This is a genomic window from Alistipes sp. i18-0019-D1 (assembly GCF_042852885.1).
Taxonomy (GTDB): Bacteria; Bacteroidota; Bacteroidia; order Bacteroidales; family Rikenellaceae; genus Alistipes.
The window spans coordinates 1,545,006-1,559,333 of the sequence record NZ_AP031424.1; the positions used below are offsets into that span (position 1 = coordinate 1,545,006).

The 14,328-nt window shown below is 62.4% G+C and carries 12 protein-coding genes; 1 reads left to right on the top strand and 11 read right to left on the bottom strand.

All coding sequences use genetic code 11. The features are described 5' to 3' along the window. Positions 1-38 precede the first annotated feature (38 nt). On the bottom strand, positions 39-680 hold the full coding sequence (locus ACGHP5_RS06535) for a pentapeptide repeat-containing protein (protein WP_390568208.1): 642 nt from the start codon (positions 678-680) through the stop codon (positions 39-41). A gap of 136 nt (positions 681-816) precedes the next feature. On the opposite strand from ACGHP5_RS06535, the gene ACGHP5_RS06540 reads away from it, so the two are divergent. Next, on the top strand, positions 817-2,241 hold the full coding sequence (locus ACGHP5_RS06540; protein ID WP_390568209.1) for a hypothetical protein: 1,425 nt from the start codon (positions 817-819) through the stop codon (positions 2,239-2,241). Here ACGHP5_RS06540 and ACGHP5_RS06545 read toward each other — a convergent pair. The 10 genes from ACGHP5_RS06545 to dnaB form a co-directional block, all read right to left on the bottom strand. Continuing rightward, positions 2,238-2,804, bottom strand: a complete 567-nt coding sequence (locus tag ACGHP5_RS06545; RefSeq protein WP_390568210.1) for a 4'-phosphopantetheinyl transferase family protein — start codon at positions 2,802-2,804, stop codon at positions 2,238-2,240. The genes ACGHP5_RS06540 and ACGHP5_RS06545 overlap by 4 nt on opposite strands. After that, on the bottom strand, positions 2,801-4,081 hold the full coding sequence (gene gldE, locus ACGHP5_RS06550; protein WP_302449091.1) for a gliding motility-associated protein GldE: 1,281 nt from the start codon (positions 4,079-4,081) through the stop codon (positions 2,801-2,803). Before gldE ends, ACGHP5_RS06545 begins: the two co-directional genes overlap by 4 nt. Before the next feature lie 16 nt (positions 4,082-4,097). Further along, entirely contained in the window at positions 4,098-5,426 is a 1,329-nt protein-coding gene (gene ftsZ / locus ACGHP5_RS06555) for a cell division protein FtsZ (protein WP_390568211.1), read from the bottom strand. 346 nt (positions 5,427-5,772) lie between these two features. After that, entirely contained in the window at positions 5,773-7,239 is a 1,467-nt protein-coding gene (ftsA, locus tag ACGHP5_RS06560; protein ID WP_390568212.1) for a cell division protein FtsA, read from the bottom strand. A gap of 12 nt (positions 7,240-7,251) precedes the next feature. Next, entirely contained in the window at positions 7,252-8,352 is a 1,101-nt protein-coding gene (locus tag ACGHP5_RS06565) for a hypothetical protein (protein ID WP_337773432.1), read from the bottom strand. A gap of 83 nt (positions 8,353-8,435) precedes the next feature. Beyond that, positions 8,436-9,818 (bottom strand): UDP-N-acetylmuramate--L-alanine ligase, encoded by a 1,383-nt coding sequence (murC, locus tag ACGHP5_RS06570; protein ID WP_337773433.1) that lies wholly within the window; start codon positions 9,816-9,818, stop codon positions 8,436-8,438. Then, positions 9,818-10,918 (bottom strand): undecaprenyldiphospho-muramoylpentapeptide beta-N-acetylglucosaminyltransferase, encoded by a 1,101-nt coding sequence (murG, locus tag ACGHP5_RS06575; RefSeq protein WP_295901919.1) that lies wholly within the window; start codon positions 10,916-10,918, stop codon positions 9,818-9,820. Before murG ends, murC begins: the two co-directional genes overlap by 1 nt. Positions 10,919-10,931: 13 nt before the next feature. Next, entirely contained in the window at positions 10,932-11,081 is a 150-nt protein-coding gene (locus tag ACGHP5_RS06580; RefSeq protein ID WP_290533260.1) for a hypothetical protein, read from the bottom strand. Positions 11,082-11,117: 36 nt separating this feature from the next. Further along, positions 11,118-12,659, bottom strand: a complete 1,542-nt coding sequence (locus ACGHP5_RS06585) for a YifB family Mg chelatase-like AAA ATPase (RefSeq protein ID WP_390568213.1) — start codon at positions 12,657-12,659, stop codon at positions 11,118-11,120. Positions 12,660-12,661: 2 nt separating this feature from the next. Further along, a complete protein-coding gene (dnaB, locus tag ACGHP5_RS06590) occupies positions 12,662-14,218 on the bottom strand; it encodes a replicative DNA helicase (RefSeq protein WP_295901926.1) in 1,557 nt (518 codons plus the stop codon). Between the last annotated feature and the right edge of the window lie 110 nt (positions 14,219-14,328).

A 14,328-nucleotide genomic window follows, 5' to 3' on the forward strand; every position in this document is an offset into this window, starting at 1 on the left:
AGTTTTTTATAAAATATGTAAATTTTTTGAATAATATGCTATTCTTCGATCTCGACGCCCAGTAGACGGGCCAGTTCGACAGCCTGCAACGGATTAATTTTCAATCCTTTCAACTCGAATGAATCAATCTCGCGGACGCGGATGCCGCGGATGTCCGAATCGGCGAAGGAAAGCCCGCGCAGGCGGGTTCCGAAGAATTCGGCCAGTATCAGGTCGCACTGCGCGAACTCGACACGTTCGAAACGGCAGTCCCCGAAAGCAGCGCTGTGCATCGGACAGCCCGCGAAACGCACCGTGCGCAGCCGCGAGAAGGCGAAATTGGCGAACTCGCCCTTGCAGCGTTCGAACAGCAGGTGGTTGAGCGCGGTTTCGGCGAAATTCGTTCCCGAAAGTTTGCAGTCGGCGAACCGTACGCGGTGGAGACTGCACCCCTGCAGGTCGGCGTTCGAGAAATCGCAGTTGCGGAAAACCACGTCCGAAAACTGCGAACGGGCAAGCACGCTCCCCGCGAAGAGACAGCCCGTGAAGAGGCATCCCTGCACCGAAAGGTGCTCGCGGTCGAGCGATGCGAAGTCCGCAGCGCGGAACGAAGCGTCGGCGATCTCCTCGTCACGGGTCATCCGAACGGGATCAGCGGACGCTGCTGACTCCCGGAGCAGTTGCGGTGCGGCGATTTCCATGGGCGGCAATTGTTTGAATTGCCGCAAAGGTAGGAATTTTTACCCGTTTCGTTACTACTTCCGGGGGTTGGGATTGTTCATTTTGCGCAACCGGAAATATTGGTTATCTTTGCTGTCGACTCCGAGCTCCAAATTCATGAAAAAGACCTGTTTCCTTCTCCTCACCGTTTTGCTGACGACAGCCGCGCTGCGCGCGTCGGCCCAGAACACGGACACCTCGAAGGAGAATTTCCCATCGACCGAAACTACGCTTTCACAGATCGGACAGGCCGAGGCGCACCCGAACGCCAGGCACGTCCGGATGGCCGACACTTCAGCCCTCGCCGCTCCGGTGAAACGTCCGGGGCTGATCCGCCGCATCATCGACTATTACAGCCGTTCGAACGTGGACCGCACCTTCGAAAAGAAGATCGACTGGAGCATCGCCCCGGGACCCAACTACTCCTCGGACGTAGGCTTCGGCATCGGATTCCTGCTGGCGGGACTCTACCGGCTCGACCGCACCGACTCGGTCACCGCACCGTCGAACATTTCGATTTACGGCAACTTCACGACCGAGAAATTCGTGCTGCTACGCTTTTCGGGCGACAACATCTACAACCACAACAAACAGCGGCTGAGCTACTCGGGCGCATTCGTCTACTTCCCCGGCGCCTTCTACGGCGTGGGTTACAACGCCGGCAAGGAGGGTTACGCCCAGGACCTCACCACGACGATGGGCGCCTTCCGCATCTCCTACTGCACCTCGCTCGTGGGCCGCTTCTACATCGGCGTCAGCGGCGGCATCGACTACTCCGGAGCCAAATACCGGGATTCGGACATGGTCGGCCGCATGAACGACATCCGAGCCGACGTGGAAGCCGGGAAACCGGTTCCGGGCGGCAAGATGGGCGAACTTTACGACCTCTGGCAGGAGGGGCGCTACGACCCCGCGAAACAGGACCCCTTCTCGAATTACATCGCCGCGACGGGTGACAAGCCCAACGCCTTCAACGCCAATGTCGGGCTTTTCGCCCAATACGACACGCGCGACGTGACGTTCAACGCCTCGAAGGGCATCTTCATCAAGGCCGAGGCCAAATGGTATCCCGAATGGCTGGGCAACACGCGCCGCACGTTCGGACGCTTCACGCTGACCTTCGACTTCTACCAGAAACTCTGGAAAGGGGCCGTGCTGGCCTGCGACCTCTACGCCGACGCCACGGCCGGAACCCCCTCGTGGCACATGTACGCCAAGATGGGCGGCATGGAGCGCATGCGCGGCTACTACGAAGGCCGCTACCGCGACAAAAAGCTGGTGGAGACACAAATCGAACTGCGGCAAAAAATCTACCGCCGCCACGGCATCGTGGGATGGATCGGCGGCGGGCAGGTCTGGGGCACGGAGAAATTCCGCTGGGGAAACACGCTTTGCAGTTTCGGCTGCGGCTACCGCTTCGAATTCAAGAACCGCATGAACATCCGCCTCGATTACGGCTGGGGCAATTTCGGCAACCAGAACCTGCCGTGGGACCGCAAACGCTCCTCGGCATTCCTGTTTACCGCTTCGGAAGCGTTCTAAAGAATGTATACCAGGATAAAACCTTCGTCCAGCGATACGGAGAGCCTGACAGGCTCTCCGTTTTCGATCCGCCCCGTCAGCGTCCCGGCGGCAAGGTCGAGCCGCACGATGTGCAGGTCCCTCCGGAAATCCAGTTCCCGGCGCCCGGCTAACTTGTAGAGCGCCTCCTTTGCACACCAAACGATCCCCGGCAGGAGTGCCTCGTCGGAAAGCGCCTCCTCTTCGGGCGTGAGGTAGCGGCTCGCAGCGCGGCTGAAATCGCGCGCCTGGGGTTCGATGTCCACGGCGCAGCGCTCCGGAGAGGCGCAGACCGCGATACGGCCGGCGCAATGGGCGACGGAGATATGAACGGCCCGGTTCGTCAGCACCGGGGCGCCCAGCGCATCGTAGGCGATCCCGACGTCGTCCCCCAGTTCGCGGCGCACGACGGCCCGCCACGTAAGGTACTCGGCCCGGCGGCGTTCCGACACGAACGCCGCGGCCGCGGCGCGCTCTTCGGGAGTCGTCCACCGGGCGGACTCTTCTGCCGTCAGCGGCGGCGATGTCCACAGGGACGGAATCATTGGAGGTCGACGCGGATTTTATCGACCCGGTGCCCGTCCATCTCCTGCACCGTGAACCGAAGGTCGTGCGAGGTGAAGACGTCGCCCTTGCGCGGGAAATCGCGCTTGAGTTCGAGCATCAGCCCCGCGAGGGTTTCGGCCTCGCCCCGGACGTCGGCAAAGACGTCTTCGCCGATGTCGAGGATGCGTTCGAAATCCCCGAGATGGGTCTTGCCCTCGAAAACATAGCTCTTGGCGTCGAGCCGCGTGTAGAAGCACTCGTCGTTGTCGCTCTCGTCGGAAATCTCGCCTACGATCTCCTCGATGATGTCTTCGAGCGACACCAGTCCCAGCGTCGATCCGTACTCGTCGACGACGATAGCCATGTGGACCTTGTTCGACTGGAAGTCGGCCAGCAGGTCGTTGATCTTTTTGTGCTCGGGGACGAAATAGGGTTTGCGGATCAGCTGCTGCCACGCGAAATCGCCGCCGTTGTTGATGTAGGGCAGCAGGTCCTTGACGTAGAGCGTCCCGCGGATATTGTCCACATCCTCCTCGTAGACCGGGATGCGCGAGAAGCCCGATTCGATGATCGTCCTCTTGACCGTCTCGTAATCGGCCGTCATGGAGAGCGCCGTGATGTCCACACGGGGTTTCATAATCTCCTGCACTTCGGTATTGACGAAGTTGACGATGCCCGAAAGCATCACGTGCTCCTCGGGGCTGGAACTCTGCGTCATGTCGACGGCGTCGGCCAGTTCGTCGAGCGAAATCTCGCTCTTGTGCGCGGCCTTTTCGCTGATGCGGCTGCTCGTGCGGACCAGCGCATAGGAGAGCGGATAGAAAACCCACCGCAGCACCAGCAGCGGACGGGCCACCATCGAGGCGAAGCGCAGGGGAATCGTCTGCGCCAGCACTTTGGGCAGTATCTCGCCGAAAAGCAGCAGCAGGAAAGTCACCAGCACGGTCTTGAACAGGAACTCGAACCGCAGGAAAGTGAAGACCGAGTCGATGATCCCGGCCGTGAGGATGACGATGCAGATATTCACCAGATTGTTGACCACCAGGATCGTGGCCAGCAGCAGGTCGACGTTCGCCAGCAGCCGCAGCATGGCGGCGGCCGATGCGCTTCTGCGGCTCTGCAAATGGCGTATGTCATTGTGCGAGAGGGAGAAAAAAGAAGTCTCGGCCCCCGAAACGAGCGCCGAAACACACAACAGGCAGAGCGTCACCGCGCAAAGCACGGCGATATGGGGTGAAAACCCGTTGAACGTAATCCAGGAATGCGCGTCTTCCAAATTGAAAATCGGTTAGTTAATCGAATAGCGAGCCGCCCTGCGACTCCTCTTTCTGCGCCTGGGCATCGGTCGTATCGTCCTTCAGCACCTCCTTGCGGCTGCCGGGGACGCGCACGATGAACTTCGAGTTGCGCGACTGGTAGGCGGGTTTGGCCAGCAGGGTGTCGATGTTGCTGTAACGGGTCGGCTTGGCGCCGAGCATCACCAGTTCGGGCTGACGCTGGGCGGGTTTGGGGGGCAGGGGTTTGATCGGCTCCAGCACGGGGGCTGCGGCGGGCGTCTCCTTGACGGCCGGTTCGACGGCGCGGACCGGAGGGATGATCTGCTTCATCACGCCGGGCTGCGCGTCGCCTTCGAATCCCGTGGCCACGACCACCAGTTCGATGAAATTGCCCAGCTGCGGCTTCTCGCTCGTACCCCAGATGATGTTGGCGTTATGGATCACCCCGTTGTCGTCCTGCACGCTGGCATGGGCCTGGATATACTCCAGAATCCGCACCACCTCCTCGTACATCAGGGCGTCGGCGTCCGACACCGAGATATTGAGCAGGATATTCTTGGCGCCCGAAATCAGGTTGTGGTCCAGCAGCGGGGAGCGCAGCGACGCTTCGGCCACCGCCTCGGCGCGATTGTCGCCGTCGGCCGTAGCCACGGCCATATGCGCCCGGCCGCTGTTGCGCATCACCTTCGAGACATCGGCGAAGTCGACGTTCACCAGATCGCTCTCGACGGTGATAATCTCCGCGATGCCCTTGGCCGCAGAGGCCAGAATGTCGTCGGCCTTGCCGAAAGCCTGCTTCAGCGAGAGGCGGCCGTAGATCTCCAGGATGTTTTCGTTGTTGATGATCAGCAGCGAGTCGGTGTTCTGGCGCAGCTCCTCGATGCCGCGGAACGCCTGCTCGTAACGGATCTTGCCCTCGACGGCCAGCGGCGAGGTGACAATGGCCACGGTCAGCAGCCCCATCTCCTTGGCCAGCTTGGCGATGACGGGCGATGCTCCCGTGCCCGTTCCGCCGCCCATGCCGGCGGTGATGAAGAGCATCTTCGTACCGGCCTCTTCGAGCACCTGGCGGATTTCGGGCAATGACTCGACAGCCGCACGGCGGCCGTTCTCCGGGTCGTTCCCGGCCCCGAGCCCCTCGGACCCGAGACGGATTTTCCGCTCCACGGGGCTCTTGTCGAGTGCCTGCTGGTCGGTGTTGCAGACCATGAACGTTACGCCCCTGATCCCGAGGTTCCACATATGGTTTACGGCATTGCCTCCTGCGCCGCCGACACCGACCACCGTAATGATCGAGCCGTCCGTGCGCGGGGCCTTGATTTCCGACATCAATTCGTCTGTCATATCGTAATCTCTTTTTTATGCACTTTTGGTGACAAAAGTGCCAAAACCATCCGCATGTCGTTTTCCGCGGGAGTTCCCTCCGGTTCCAGCTGAACGGTTGGAGCAAGATCGGGCCTTTGCTCCCTCCCGTTCCGGGCGCGTGAGCCGTCGGTCACTCTTTTTCCGCTCCAAACGATAATGCGGAGTTTTTTAGTCTTATTTTAAAAACTGCGGAATGCTTCTAAAAACCGCTCTTGCTTTATTTTCCAAATAATTTAAACTATCTATTCCACGGGTGAGCAGTTGTCATTCACGGCTCCGGCATCGAGTCGGAATCCTTCCCCCGCACTCGCCTAAACTCCTTCCCCTAAATCTCTTCGTCCTCGGCGGCCGAGAAACTCTTGTTGATCTTGTCGAAGGTCTTCTGGAAGATCGCGCCCCAATTGCGGCTGCGCTTGGGTTCGATCATCGGCGGTTCATCGACACGCTCTTCGTCCCGCGGCCCGGCCGTTTCAGCCCCGGCCTGCGTCCCGGAATCGGCCTCCGGAGCCGGCACGGGAGGCGTGTAAGGCTGGGCCGCACGCGGCTGCGGGGCCTTGAATCCGCCCGCAGCGGGCTGCGGCGGCGTGAAAGGCCGGTGCGGCTCGGGACGCGGAGCCGCGGGGCGCTCGATGACGGCGCAGCCGCCCAGTTCGGCTCCCTTGAGCAGGATGCCCACGGCGGTCGAGAAAGCGGCGTCCGCGACCTTCTCCTTCGACTCCCCGGTGATTCCCGTCTCGGGCACGGCGACACGCACGTCCATGCCCGTCACGCGGCGGAACAGTTCGTCGAGGTCCTTGAGTTTGGCCGAACCGCCCGTCAGCACGATGCCGTAGGCCAGTTTACCGGCGTATCCCGAATCCTTGATCTCCTGCTGCACGAACTCGGCGATGTCCGTGGCACGGGCCTCGATCACCGTGGCCAGGTTGCGCAGCAGAATGTCCTTCGCCTCGCGGGCCGTGCGGCCGTTGACGCGGATCAGCTTGTCCTCGGGGGCCAGTTCGGCGACCGCCGAACCGTATTTCTGCTTGAGGCTCTCGACGTGTTTCTCGGGAACGCTCATCGTGCGGATGTCGCGGTTGATGGCCGATGCGCCCATCGGGATCGAAGCGACGTAACGCACCACGTTGCGGTAATAGACCGTCACGTCGGTAACGCCGCCGCCGACGTCGACCACGGCCACACCCTCCTCCTTCTCATCGGGCAGCAGCACCGCCTCGGGCGTCGCCAGCGCGTCGGACATGACGCCCAGCATCTTGATCCCGAGGCGCTTCAAGGCCATATCGAGACGCTGCATCGGGGTTTTGAGGCAGAGGATGAAGTTGAACGTCGACGAAAGTTTCTTGCCGAACGAACCCACGGGATTGCGCACCTCCTGGCTGTCGTCGACCATGTAGTTCTGGGGCACGCGCTCCATGATGGTCTCGTCGTCGGGGGCCTGCACGTTGCGCATGCGGTCGAAGAGCGCATCGACGTCCTTCTGGTTGACGCCGTTCTGGGGATCGTAGACAAAGACATGGTCGGTATGGCGCGCACAGCGCACGAAATCGCCCGAGATACCGGCATACGCCTCCGTGATGCGGATTCCGAGCTGCTGCTCGGCCTCCGACACGGCCTCGCGGATGGCGCGGCTCACCAGTTCGATATTCTCGATCCGGCCCGCGTTGACCCCTTCGACGAGCTTCGTGACGACACACGCCACGTCAAGCAGGCCTTCGGACGTCTTCTCGCCGACGGCCACCACGACCGACGAGCAGCCCAAATCGACGGCAACGGTATAATTCTTCTTTTCCACGGTATAATCCTTTTACTTCTTGCAGACCACCTGGTCGTTATATCTGATATCAATAGTGCGGTATTCGCTCCAGCCGATCGACGAAAGGCCGCTGCGGTAGAACCGCAGCAGTTTGTCGAACTTGCGCTCCACGTCGTCCAGCCGGCCGAAAAGCACGGTGAAGCGGCCGCTGCGGGGCGTAAGCTCGACCTCCAATGCTCCGCTGGGGGTCGTTTTCGCGGTGATCTGCACCACTTCCGACCTCCAGAAATCATCGTCTTCGACAGTTTCTACAAAGGTAAGGAGTTTCATGAAATCTTCGTAGCTTTTCTCCAACTTTTTTTGTTTCCGCCGCTCGGCCTCCTGCAACCCGGCGATACGCTCGATCTCCCCGCGGATCACGCCCGCCCGGTAGCGGTAGGTGCGGCGCAGTCCGGCCTTCTTTTCGCGCAGCGCGTCGACCCGCGCATCGAACTCCTGCGAACCCTCCAGCCGCCACCACTGCCGCTTGATACGCATGCGGCGCAGGGCCGAAATGTTGCGGTCGTTCTCCATCTCACGCCGGTAGAGGGGGTATTTCTCGCGTTCGAGTTCGGCGATGCGTCCGTCGATCTCGCCGAGGCGCAGGTCGATATGCTCCCGCACGCTCCCCACATACGACGCGGGAAAGGGCGGGCGGTAACTTCCAGTGACCACCGGGACGTAGAGCGACGAGGCGCGCGGCGCGGCGAAGACATAACCCTCGGCGGTTACGTAGGCGTTCATGCCGTCGGTCAGCAGGCGCACCAGCGGCTTGCGCTGGCTGATCTCGATATGCAGCGTTCCCCCGTAGGAGACATAGGCAACCGTTTTATCCACGAATCCGTTGCGGGCGATCAGCTGTTCGATGCCCGTCAGGTCCACCGCATCAACTGCCGTGCCGAGTGTCTTGATTCCGGCCTGCGAAATCCACTGGCGGACCATCGCCGCCGAGACCAGATGCCCCTGCGAAGAGCTGTCCACCACCTCGATCTCCAGCCTTCCGACCGTGCCCGCACTGCGCACGCGCCGCGCCGCCGAGGCCGCAAAGACAATGTATGCGGCCACGGCGACCCACAGCAGGGTCAGAAGCGTGTATCGGAGGTATTTGTTCAACGAATCAATATGTCAGTCATTTCGTATCATCCATGCGTCCGCGCCGGGCGGCAGCGCCTCGCCGCCAAAAGGCGGTCGGGCCGTCAGCTCTTCGCCCGGAGCTTTTCGGCGATCGCCCCGCAGCAGGCGTCGATATTGCCCGCGCCGAAACTGATCACCACGTCGGTGTCCATCGCGGCCACCTCGTCGGCCAAACGGTCGCGGTCGACGATGCGGCACGGCACGGCGACCCGTCGGGCGATAATCTCCGAAGTGATGCCCGGAATCGGCTCCTCGCGCGCCGGGTAGATCGGCAGCAGCACCACTTCGTCGGCATGCGAAAGCGCCTCGGCGAACTCCGCATGGAGGTCGCGCGTACGGGTGTAGAGGTGGGGCTGGAACAGCGCCGTGATCCGCCGCCCGGGAAACATCCGGCCAACGGAGGTGAGCGTCGCGGCCAGTTCGCGCGGATGGTGGGCGTAGTCGTCCATATAGACCTGTTTCGGGGTGTTAATGTAGAACTCGAAACGCCGCTTCACGCCCGAGAACGAAGCCAGCCCCTCGCGCAGCCGCTCCGCATCGAGTCCGGTCCCTGCGGCTTTCGCCGCACACCACACCGAAGCGACGGCCGCAACCGCATTTTCGATATTGACCCAGCCGGGGATGCCCAGCGTACACCCTTCGAACGTGCCCGAGGGTGTCACGAGGTCGTAACGGTAGTGCCCCCCTTCGAGCAGCCGCACGTTGCGGGCGTAGAAATCGCACGGCTCATCGAACGAGTAGCGGTAGACGGTGACCGCCGGGTTGTCGAGCGCAATGTCGACGCCCTGCTTGATGATCAGCGAGCCGCCCGGCCGGATCTGCCGCACGAACTGCGAGAAGGCCTCCTTCACCGCCTCGTGCGTCCCGTAGATGTCGAGGTGGTCGGCGTCGGCCGAGGTGACCACCGCCACGTCGGGATACAGCCGCAGGAACGACCGGTCGAACTCGTCGGCTTCGACAGCCAGCCTTCCGCCCCCGCCCAGCACCAGATTGCCGCCGAAATTCTTCGAAATGCCCCCCAGAAAAGCCGAGCCGCCGCCCGTCAGCACGCGGTTGAGCCATGCCACCATCGTCGACGTGGTGGTCTTGCCGTGCGTGCCCGCCACGGCCATCACGTATTTGCCCTCCGCAAGGTGGCCCAGCATCTGCGAACGCTTCTCGACGCAGAAACCGTGTTCGCGAAAATAACGGTATTCGCTGTGATCCTGCGGCACGGCCGGGGTGTAGACGACCATCGTGTCGTTCGGGTCGAGAAACCCCTCGGGGATCCGCCGCACGTCGTCCTCGTAGTGGACCGCCGCACCCTCCGCTTCGAGTTCGGCGGTCAGGTGCGAAGGTGTGCGGTCATAGCCCGCGACGGCATACCCCTCGTGCAGGAAATAGCGTGCCAGGGCACTCATGCCGATGCCGCCGATACCCAGAAAATAGACGTTCTTGTATTCCATCACTTCATTACCTTTACAATCTCATCGACAATGTCTTCCGCGGCGTCGGGTCTGGCCAGCGCCTCCAGATTGCGGCTCATCGCCGCCAGCGCCTCCCGATCCGCCAGCAACTCCATGGCCCGCGGCATCGCCTTCGTCCGGCACTCGGCGTCCGAAACGACCACCGCCGCGCCCTTCGTCTCCAGCGCCCGGGCATTTTTGGTCTGATGGTCCTCGGCCACGTTGGGCGACGGCACGAACAGCACCGGTTTCGCCACGAGGCACAGCTCCGAGACCGTCCCGGCCCCGCTGCGCGAGACGACCAGGTCGGCCGCGGCGTAGGCATAGTCCATGCGGTCGATGAAGGCCCCCTGCCAGACGTGCCCGGCGGGGTGTGCGGCCAGAAAGGCCTGCATCTCACGCTCGTAGTACTTGCCCGTCTGCCAAATCACCTGCACGGGGGCTTCGCCGCCCGTTTCGACGATCCACGCCTTCATCATCTCGTTGAGCGACCGCGTGCCGAGCGACCCGCCGACCACCAGGATCACCGGAAGGTCGGGCGTCAGGCCGTAGTATTTCAGCGCTTCGGAGCGGTCGGCGCCCGCTTTCGAGAAGCGGCCCCGCAGCGGGTTGCCCGTCAGGACGATCTTCGCCGCCGGGAAGAAGCGTTCCATCCCCTCGTAGGCCGTGCAGATCCGCCGCGCGCCCTTCGCGAGGATTTTATTCGTGACGCCCGCATAGGAGTTCTGCTCCTGAATCACGGTCGGCACGCCCATCCGCTGCGCGGCCCACAACACCGGGGCGCTGGCATAGCCGCCGAAGCCCACCACGGCGTCGGCCCCGAAGTCGCGGATGATCTTCTTCGCCATCCGAATGCTCTTCACGGCCTTGAACGGCACGGCGAGGTTGTGCCAGTCCAGCCGCCGCTGAAGGCCCGCGATCGGCAGGCCCGCAATGCGGTAGCCCAGCGCCGGAACCTTCTCCATCTCCATCTTGCCCTCGGCCCCGACGAACAGCAGTTCGACCTCGTCGCCCAGCCGCCGTTTCAGCGCCTCGGCGACCGCTACGGCCGGGTAGATATGGCCTCCGGTTCCACCTCCGGAAAGAATGATTTTTTTCATTACAACCTGCGTTTCAATGTTTACGGTTTATACTTGCAGCTGCCCCGGCACAAACGCCGATCAGCAAGCCGATAACGAGTATCGCAAAATTATCGGTCAGAAAACTGATTATCAAACCCAGAATCAGTCCGGTCGAAATTCCCCAAGCATAATTTTTCTTCATACTTCCTATTTTAATCGACTCCGGCTTCTGCCAAAATCACCGTCCCCAGTTTCCCCGGTCCAGCGACCGGTAGTTGATCGCCTCGGCGACGTCCGCCGGAACGATGTCGCGACGCCCCGCCAGGTCGGCGATCGTACGCGCCACCTTCAGGATGCGGTCGTAGGCCCGCGCCGAAAGCGACAGCCGCTCCATGGCCCGTTCGAGCAGCGCGGCCGAAGCCGCATCGAGACGACAGTATTCACGCAGCATCGCGCTGTTCATCATCGAATTGGTATGAACCCCCTCGACCCCGCCGAAGCGCGCCGCCTGCACCGCCCGCGCCCGGACTACCCGTTCGCGGACCGCGGCGCTCGCCTCGCCCGGAGTGGCCGCCGACAACTCCTGCGGAGCCACGGGCGTCACCTCCACATGCAGGTCGATGCGGTCCATCAGCGGACCCGAAATGCGGCCCATGTAACGGTGCACCGACCCCGGAGAGCAGGTGCACTCCTTCGTCGGGTGGTTGTAATAGCCGCACGGACAGGGATTCATCGCCGCCACGAGCGTAAAATTCGCCGGGTATTCGACGCTGTATCTGGCCCGTGAAACCACGATCTTCTTCTCCTCCAGCGGCTGCCGCAGCACTTCGAGCACGCTGCGCCCGAATTCGGGAAGTTCGTCGAGGAACAGCACGCCGTTGTGGGCCAGCGACACCTCGCCCGGCCGGGGCGACTGTCCGCCGCCGATCACGGCGACCTGCGAAGTGAGGTGGTGCGGCGCCCGGAAAGGCCGCCGGGTCATCAGTCCGCCCGTCAAGCCCGCCTTGCCCGCCACGGAGTGTATCTTGGTCGTTTCGAGCGCCTCTTCGCGCGAGAGGGGCGGCAGGATCGTCGGCAGGCGCCGTGCGAGCATCGTCTTGCCCGAACCCGGCGCACCGATCATGATGACGTTGTGCCCTCCCGCGGCAGCGATCTCCAGCGCGCGTCTCACATGCGTCTGGCCCCGCACGTCGGCGAAATCCTCGGCATAGCGCGCCGCAGCCGTATCGAACGGTTCTTCTTCGTCCGGAACGGCAGGCGCAATCTCCGCCTCGCCGTTCAGGTATCCGACGACTTCACGCAAGGTCGTGGCGCCAATCACCTCGATTCCGTCCACCACGGCGGCTTCGGCGGCATTCCCCGCGGGCAGCACCACGCGCCGCAGCCCCTCCGAGCGCGCCCGGACCGCAACGGGCAGCACGCCCCGCACGGGTTTGAGCGAGCCGTCGAGCGACAGTTCGCCGACGAACATCGTTCCGGCCACCGCCCCGGCGTCGATGCGGCCCATCGCCGCGAGGATACCCACGGCGATCGGCAGGTCGAAACCCGAACCCTCCTTGCGCAGGTCGGCCGGAGCGAGGCTCACGACCACCTTTTTGCCCGACATCCGCTCGCCCGAGTTTTCGAACGCCGCCCGGATGCGCTGTTCGCTCTCCTTCACGGCGTTGTCGGGCAGTCCCACGAGGTACATGCCCAGGCCGCCGCCGGCGATGTTGACCTCGACGGTCACCGTCACGGCGTCGATCCCGACGACTGCTCCTGCGAATGTACGAACGAACATGGCTAAAAAGGCGCTTCGTCGTCGATTTTCGCCGAACGGTTGACGTCGAACTCCCCGCCCATCGCCGCACCCAGCCCCGATGTCCCCGGCTGGGCGTTCGAACCGCTGGCGTAATCGTCGTAGGCCTGCTGGCTGTCCGCCGCCTGCGCGGGCGGCAGCATCGAATCCTCCACGTCGGCGAAGCGGGCCTGCTCCTTCAGGAACCGCAGGTTCACGTCGCACACCGCACCGTTACGGTGCTTGGCGAGGATGATCTCGGCCATGCCCGCCGTGGGCATGCCGTTCTCGTCCTGATTGATGCCGTAATACTCCGGACGGTGGATGAAGGCCACGATGTCGGCGTCCTGCTCGATGGCGCCCGACTCGCGGAGGTCCGACAGCTGGGGACGCTTCGAGCCGCCGCGCATTTCGGTGGCGCGGCTCAACTGCGAAAGGGCGATCATCGGCACGTTCAGCTCCTTGGCGATGGCCTTCAGCGTACGCGAGATGAAGGCCACCTCCTGCTCGCGGTTGCCCTTCGTATCCTGGTTGCCGGTCATCAGCTGGAGGTAGTCGATGATGATGATCTTGATGTCGTTATGGATTTTCAGGCGCCGGGCCTTCGAGCGGAACTCGAAGACCGAAAGGGCGGGCGTGTCGTCGATGAAGAGCGGTGCCGCACCCAGCGGCTTGGTGGCCGATTCGAGATGGCGCCACTGCTCGGGCGTCAGGCGGCCCGACTTGACGTCGTTGCCCGAAAGTCCCGTCTCGGCGATGATCAGACGCATCATCAGCTGCACGGAGGACATTTCGAGCGAGAAGAACGCCACGCCCTGCTCGTGATCGACGGCCATGTTGCGGGCCATCGAAAGCACGAAGGCCGTCTTACCCATCGAAGGACGGGCCGCAATGATGATCAGGTCAGACAGCTGCCAGCCCAGCGTCACGCGGTCGATGGCCATGAAACCCGACGGCACGCCGCTGAAGGCGCTGGTGTTCTTCGACGCCTCCTCGATCTGCATCAGCGCGCGGGCCAGAATGTCCTTGGACGACTGCACCGAACGCTTGACATGTCCCTCGGCGACCTTGAAGATCTCGCCTTCGGCATAACCGATCAGTTCCGTGACGTCGGTCGACTCGTCGTACGAACGTTTCTGAATCTCGGTCGCCGAGCGGATCAGCTCGCGCTGCACGTATTTCTGGGCGATGATCTTGGCGTGGAACTCGACGTTGGCCGCCGAACCGACCTTCTGGGTCAGCTGCGCGAGGTACGACGCGCCGCCCACCTTCTTCAGCTCCTTCCTGGCCTTGAGCCGCTCGGTCACGGTATAGAGGTCGATGGGTTTCAGCTCCATCGACAGTTCGTTGATCGCCTTGTAGATCAGGCGGTGCTCCTCGGTGTAGAACGCCTCGGGGGAGACGAACTCCTGCACGGTGATGATGCAGTCCTTCTCAAGCATCAGCGCACCGAGCACGGCCTCCTCCAGCTCGACCGCCTGCGGGGGTACGTTGCCGACGGTATCGGTCATCGCCTCGAACGCCTCCCGGTTGCGGGAGGAGGGTGTAAAATCTTTAGCCATGGGGTATCTTTTCGTTCAGACTTCAAAAATACGGATAATCGCGCGAATAAACGAGAATTCAGAATTCAAAATTCAAAATTCAAAATTACAACCCTAATTTACAGACTTTT

What these genes read in the sequence shown, in the direction of transcription:
- ACGHP5_RS06535 (WP_390568208.1), bottom strand. Translation starts at nt 680, where the DNA reads ATGGAAATCGCCGCACCGCAACTGCTCCGGGAGTCAGCAGCGTCCGCT.
- ACGHP5_RS06540 (WP_390568209.1), top strand. Translation starts at nt 817, where the DNA reads ATGAAAAAGACCTGTTTCCTTCTCCTCACCGTTTTGCTGACGACAGCC.
- ACGHP5_RS06545 (WP_390568210.1), bottom strand. Translation starts at nt 2,804, where the DNA reads ATGATTCCGTCCCTGTGGACATCGCCGCCGCTGACGGCAGAAGAGTCC.
- ftsZ (WP_390568211.1), bottom strand. Translation starts at nt 5,426, where the DNA reads ATGACAGACGAATTGATGTCGGAAATCAAGGCCCCGCGCACGGACGGC.
- murC (WP_337773433.1), bottom strand. Translation starts at nt 9,818, where the DNA reads ATGGAATACAAGAACGTCTATTTTCTGGGTATCGGCGGCATCGGCATG.
- murG (WP_295901919.1), bottom strand. Translation starts at nt 10,918, where the DNA reads ATGAAAAAAATCATTCTTTCCGGAGGTGGAACCGGAGGCCATATCTAC.
- ACGHP5_RS06580 (WP_290533260.1), bottom strand. Translation starts at nt 11,081, where the DNA reads ATGAAGAAAAATTATGCTTGGGGAATTTCGACCGGACTGATTCTGGGT.
- ACGHP5_RS06585 (WP_390568213.1), bottom strand. Translation starts at nt 12,659, where the DNA reads ATGTTCGTTCGTACATTCGCAGGAGCAGTCGTCGGGATCGACGCCGTG.
- dnaB (WP_295901926.1), bottom strand. Translation starts at nt 14,218, where the DNA reads ATGGCTAAAGATTTTACACCCTCCTCCCGCAACCGGGAGGCGTTCGAG.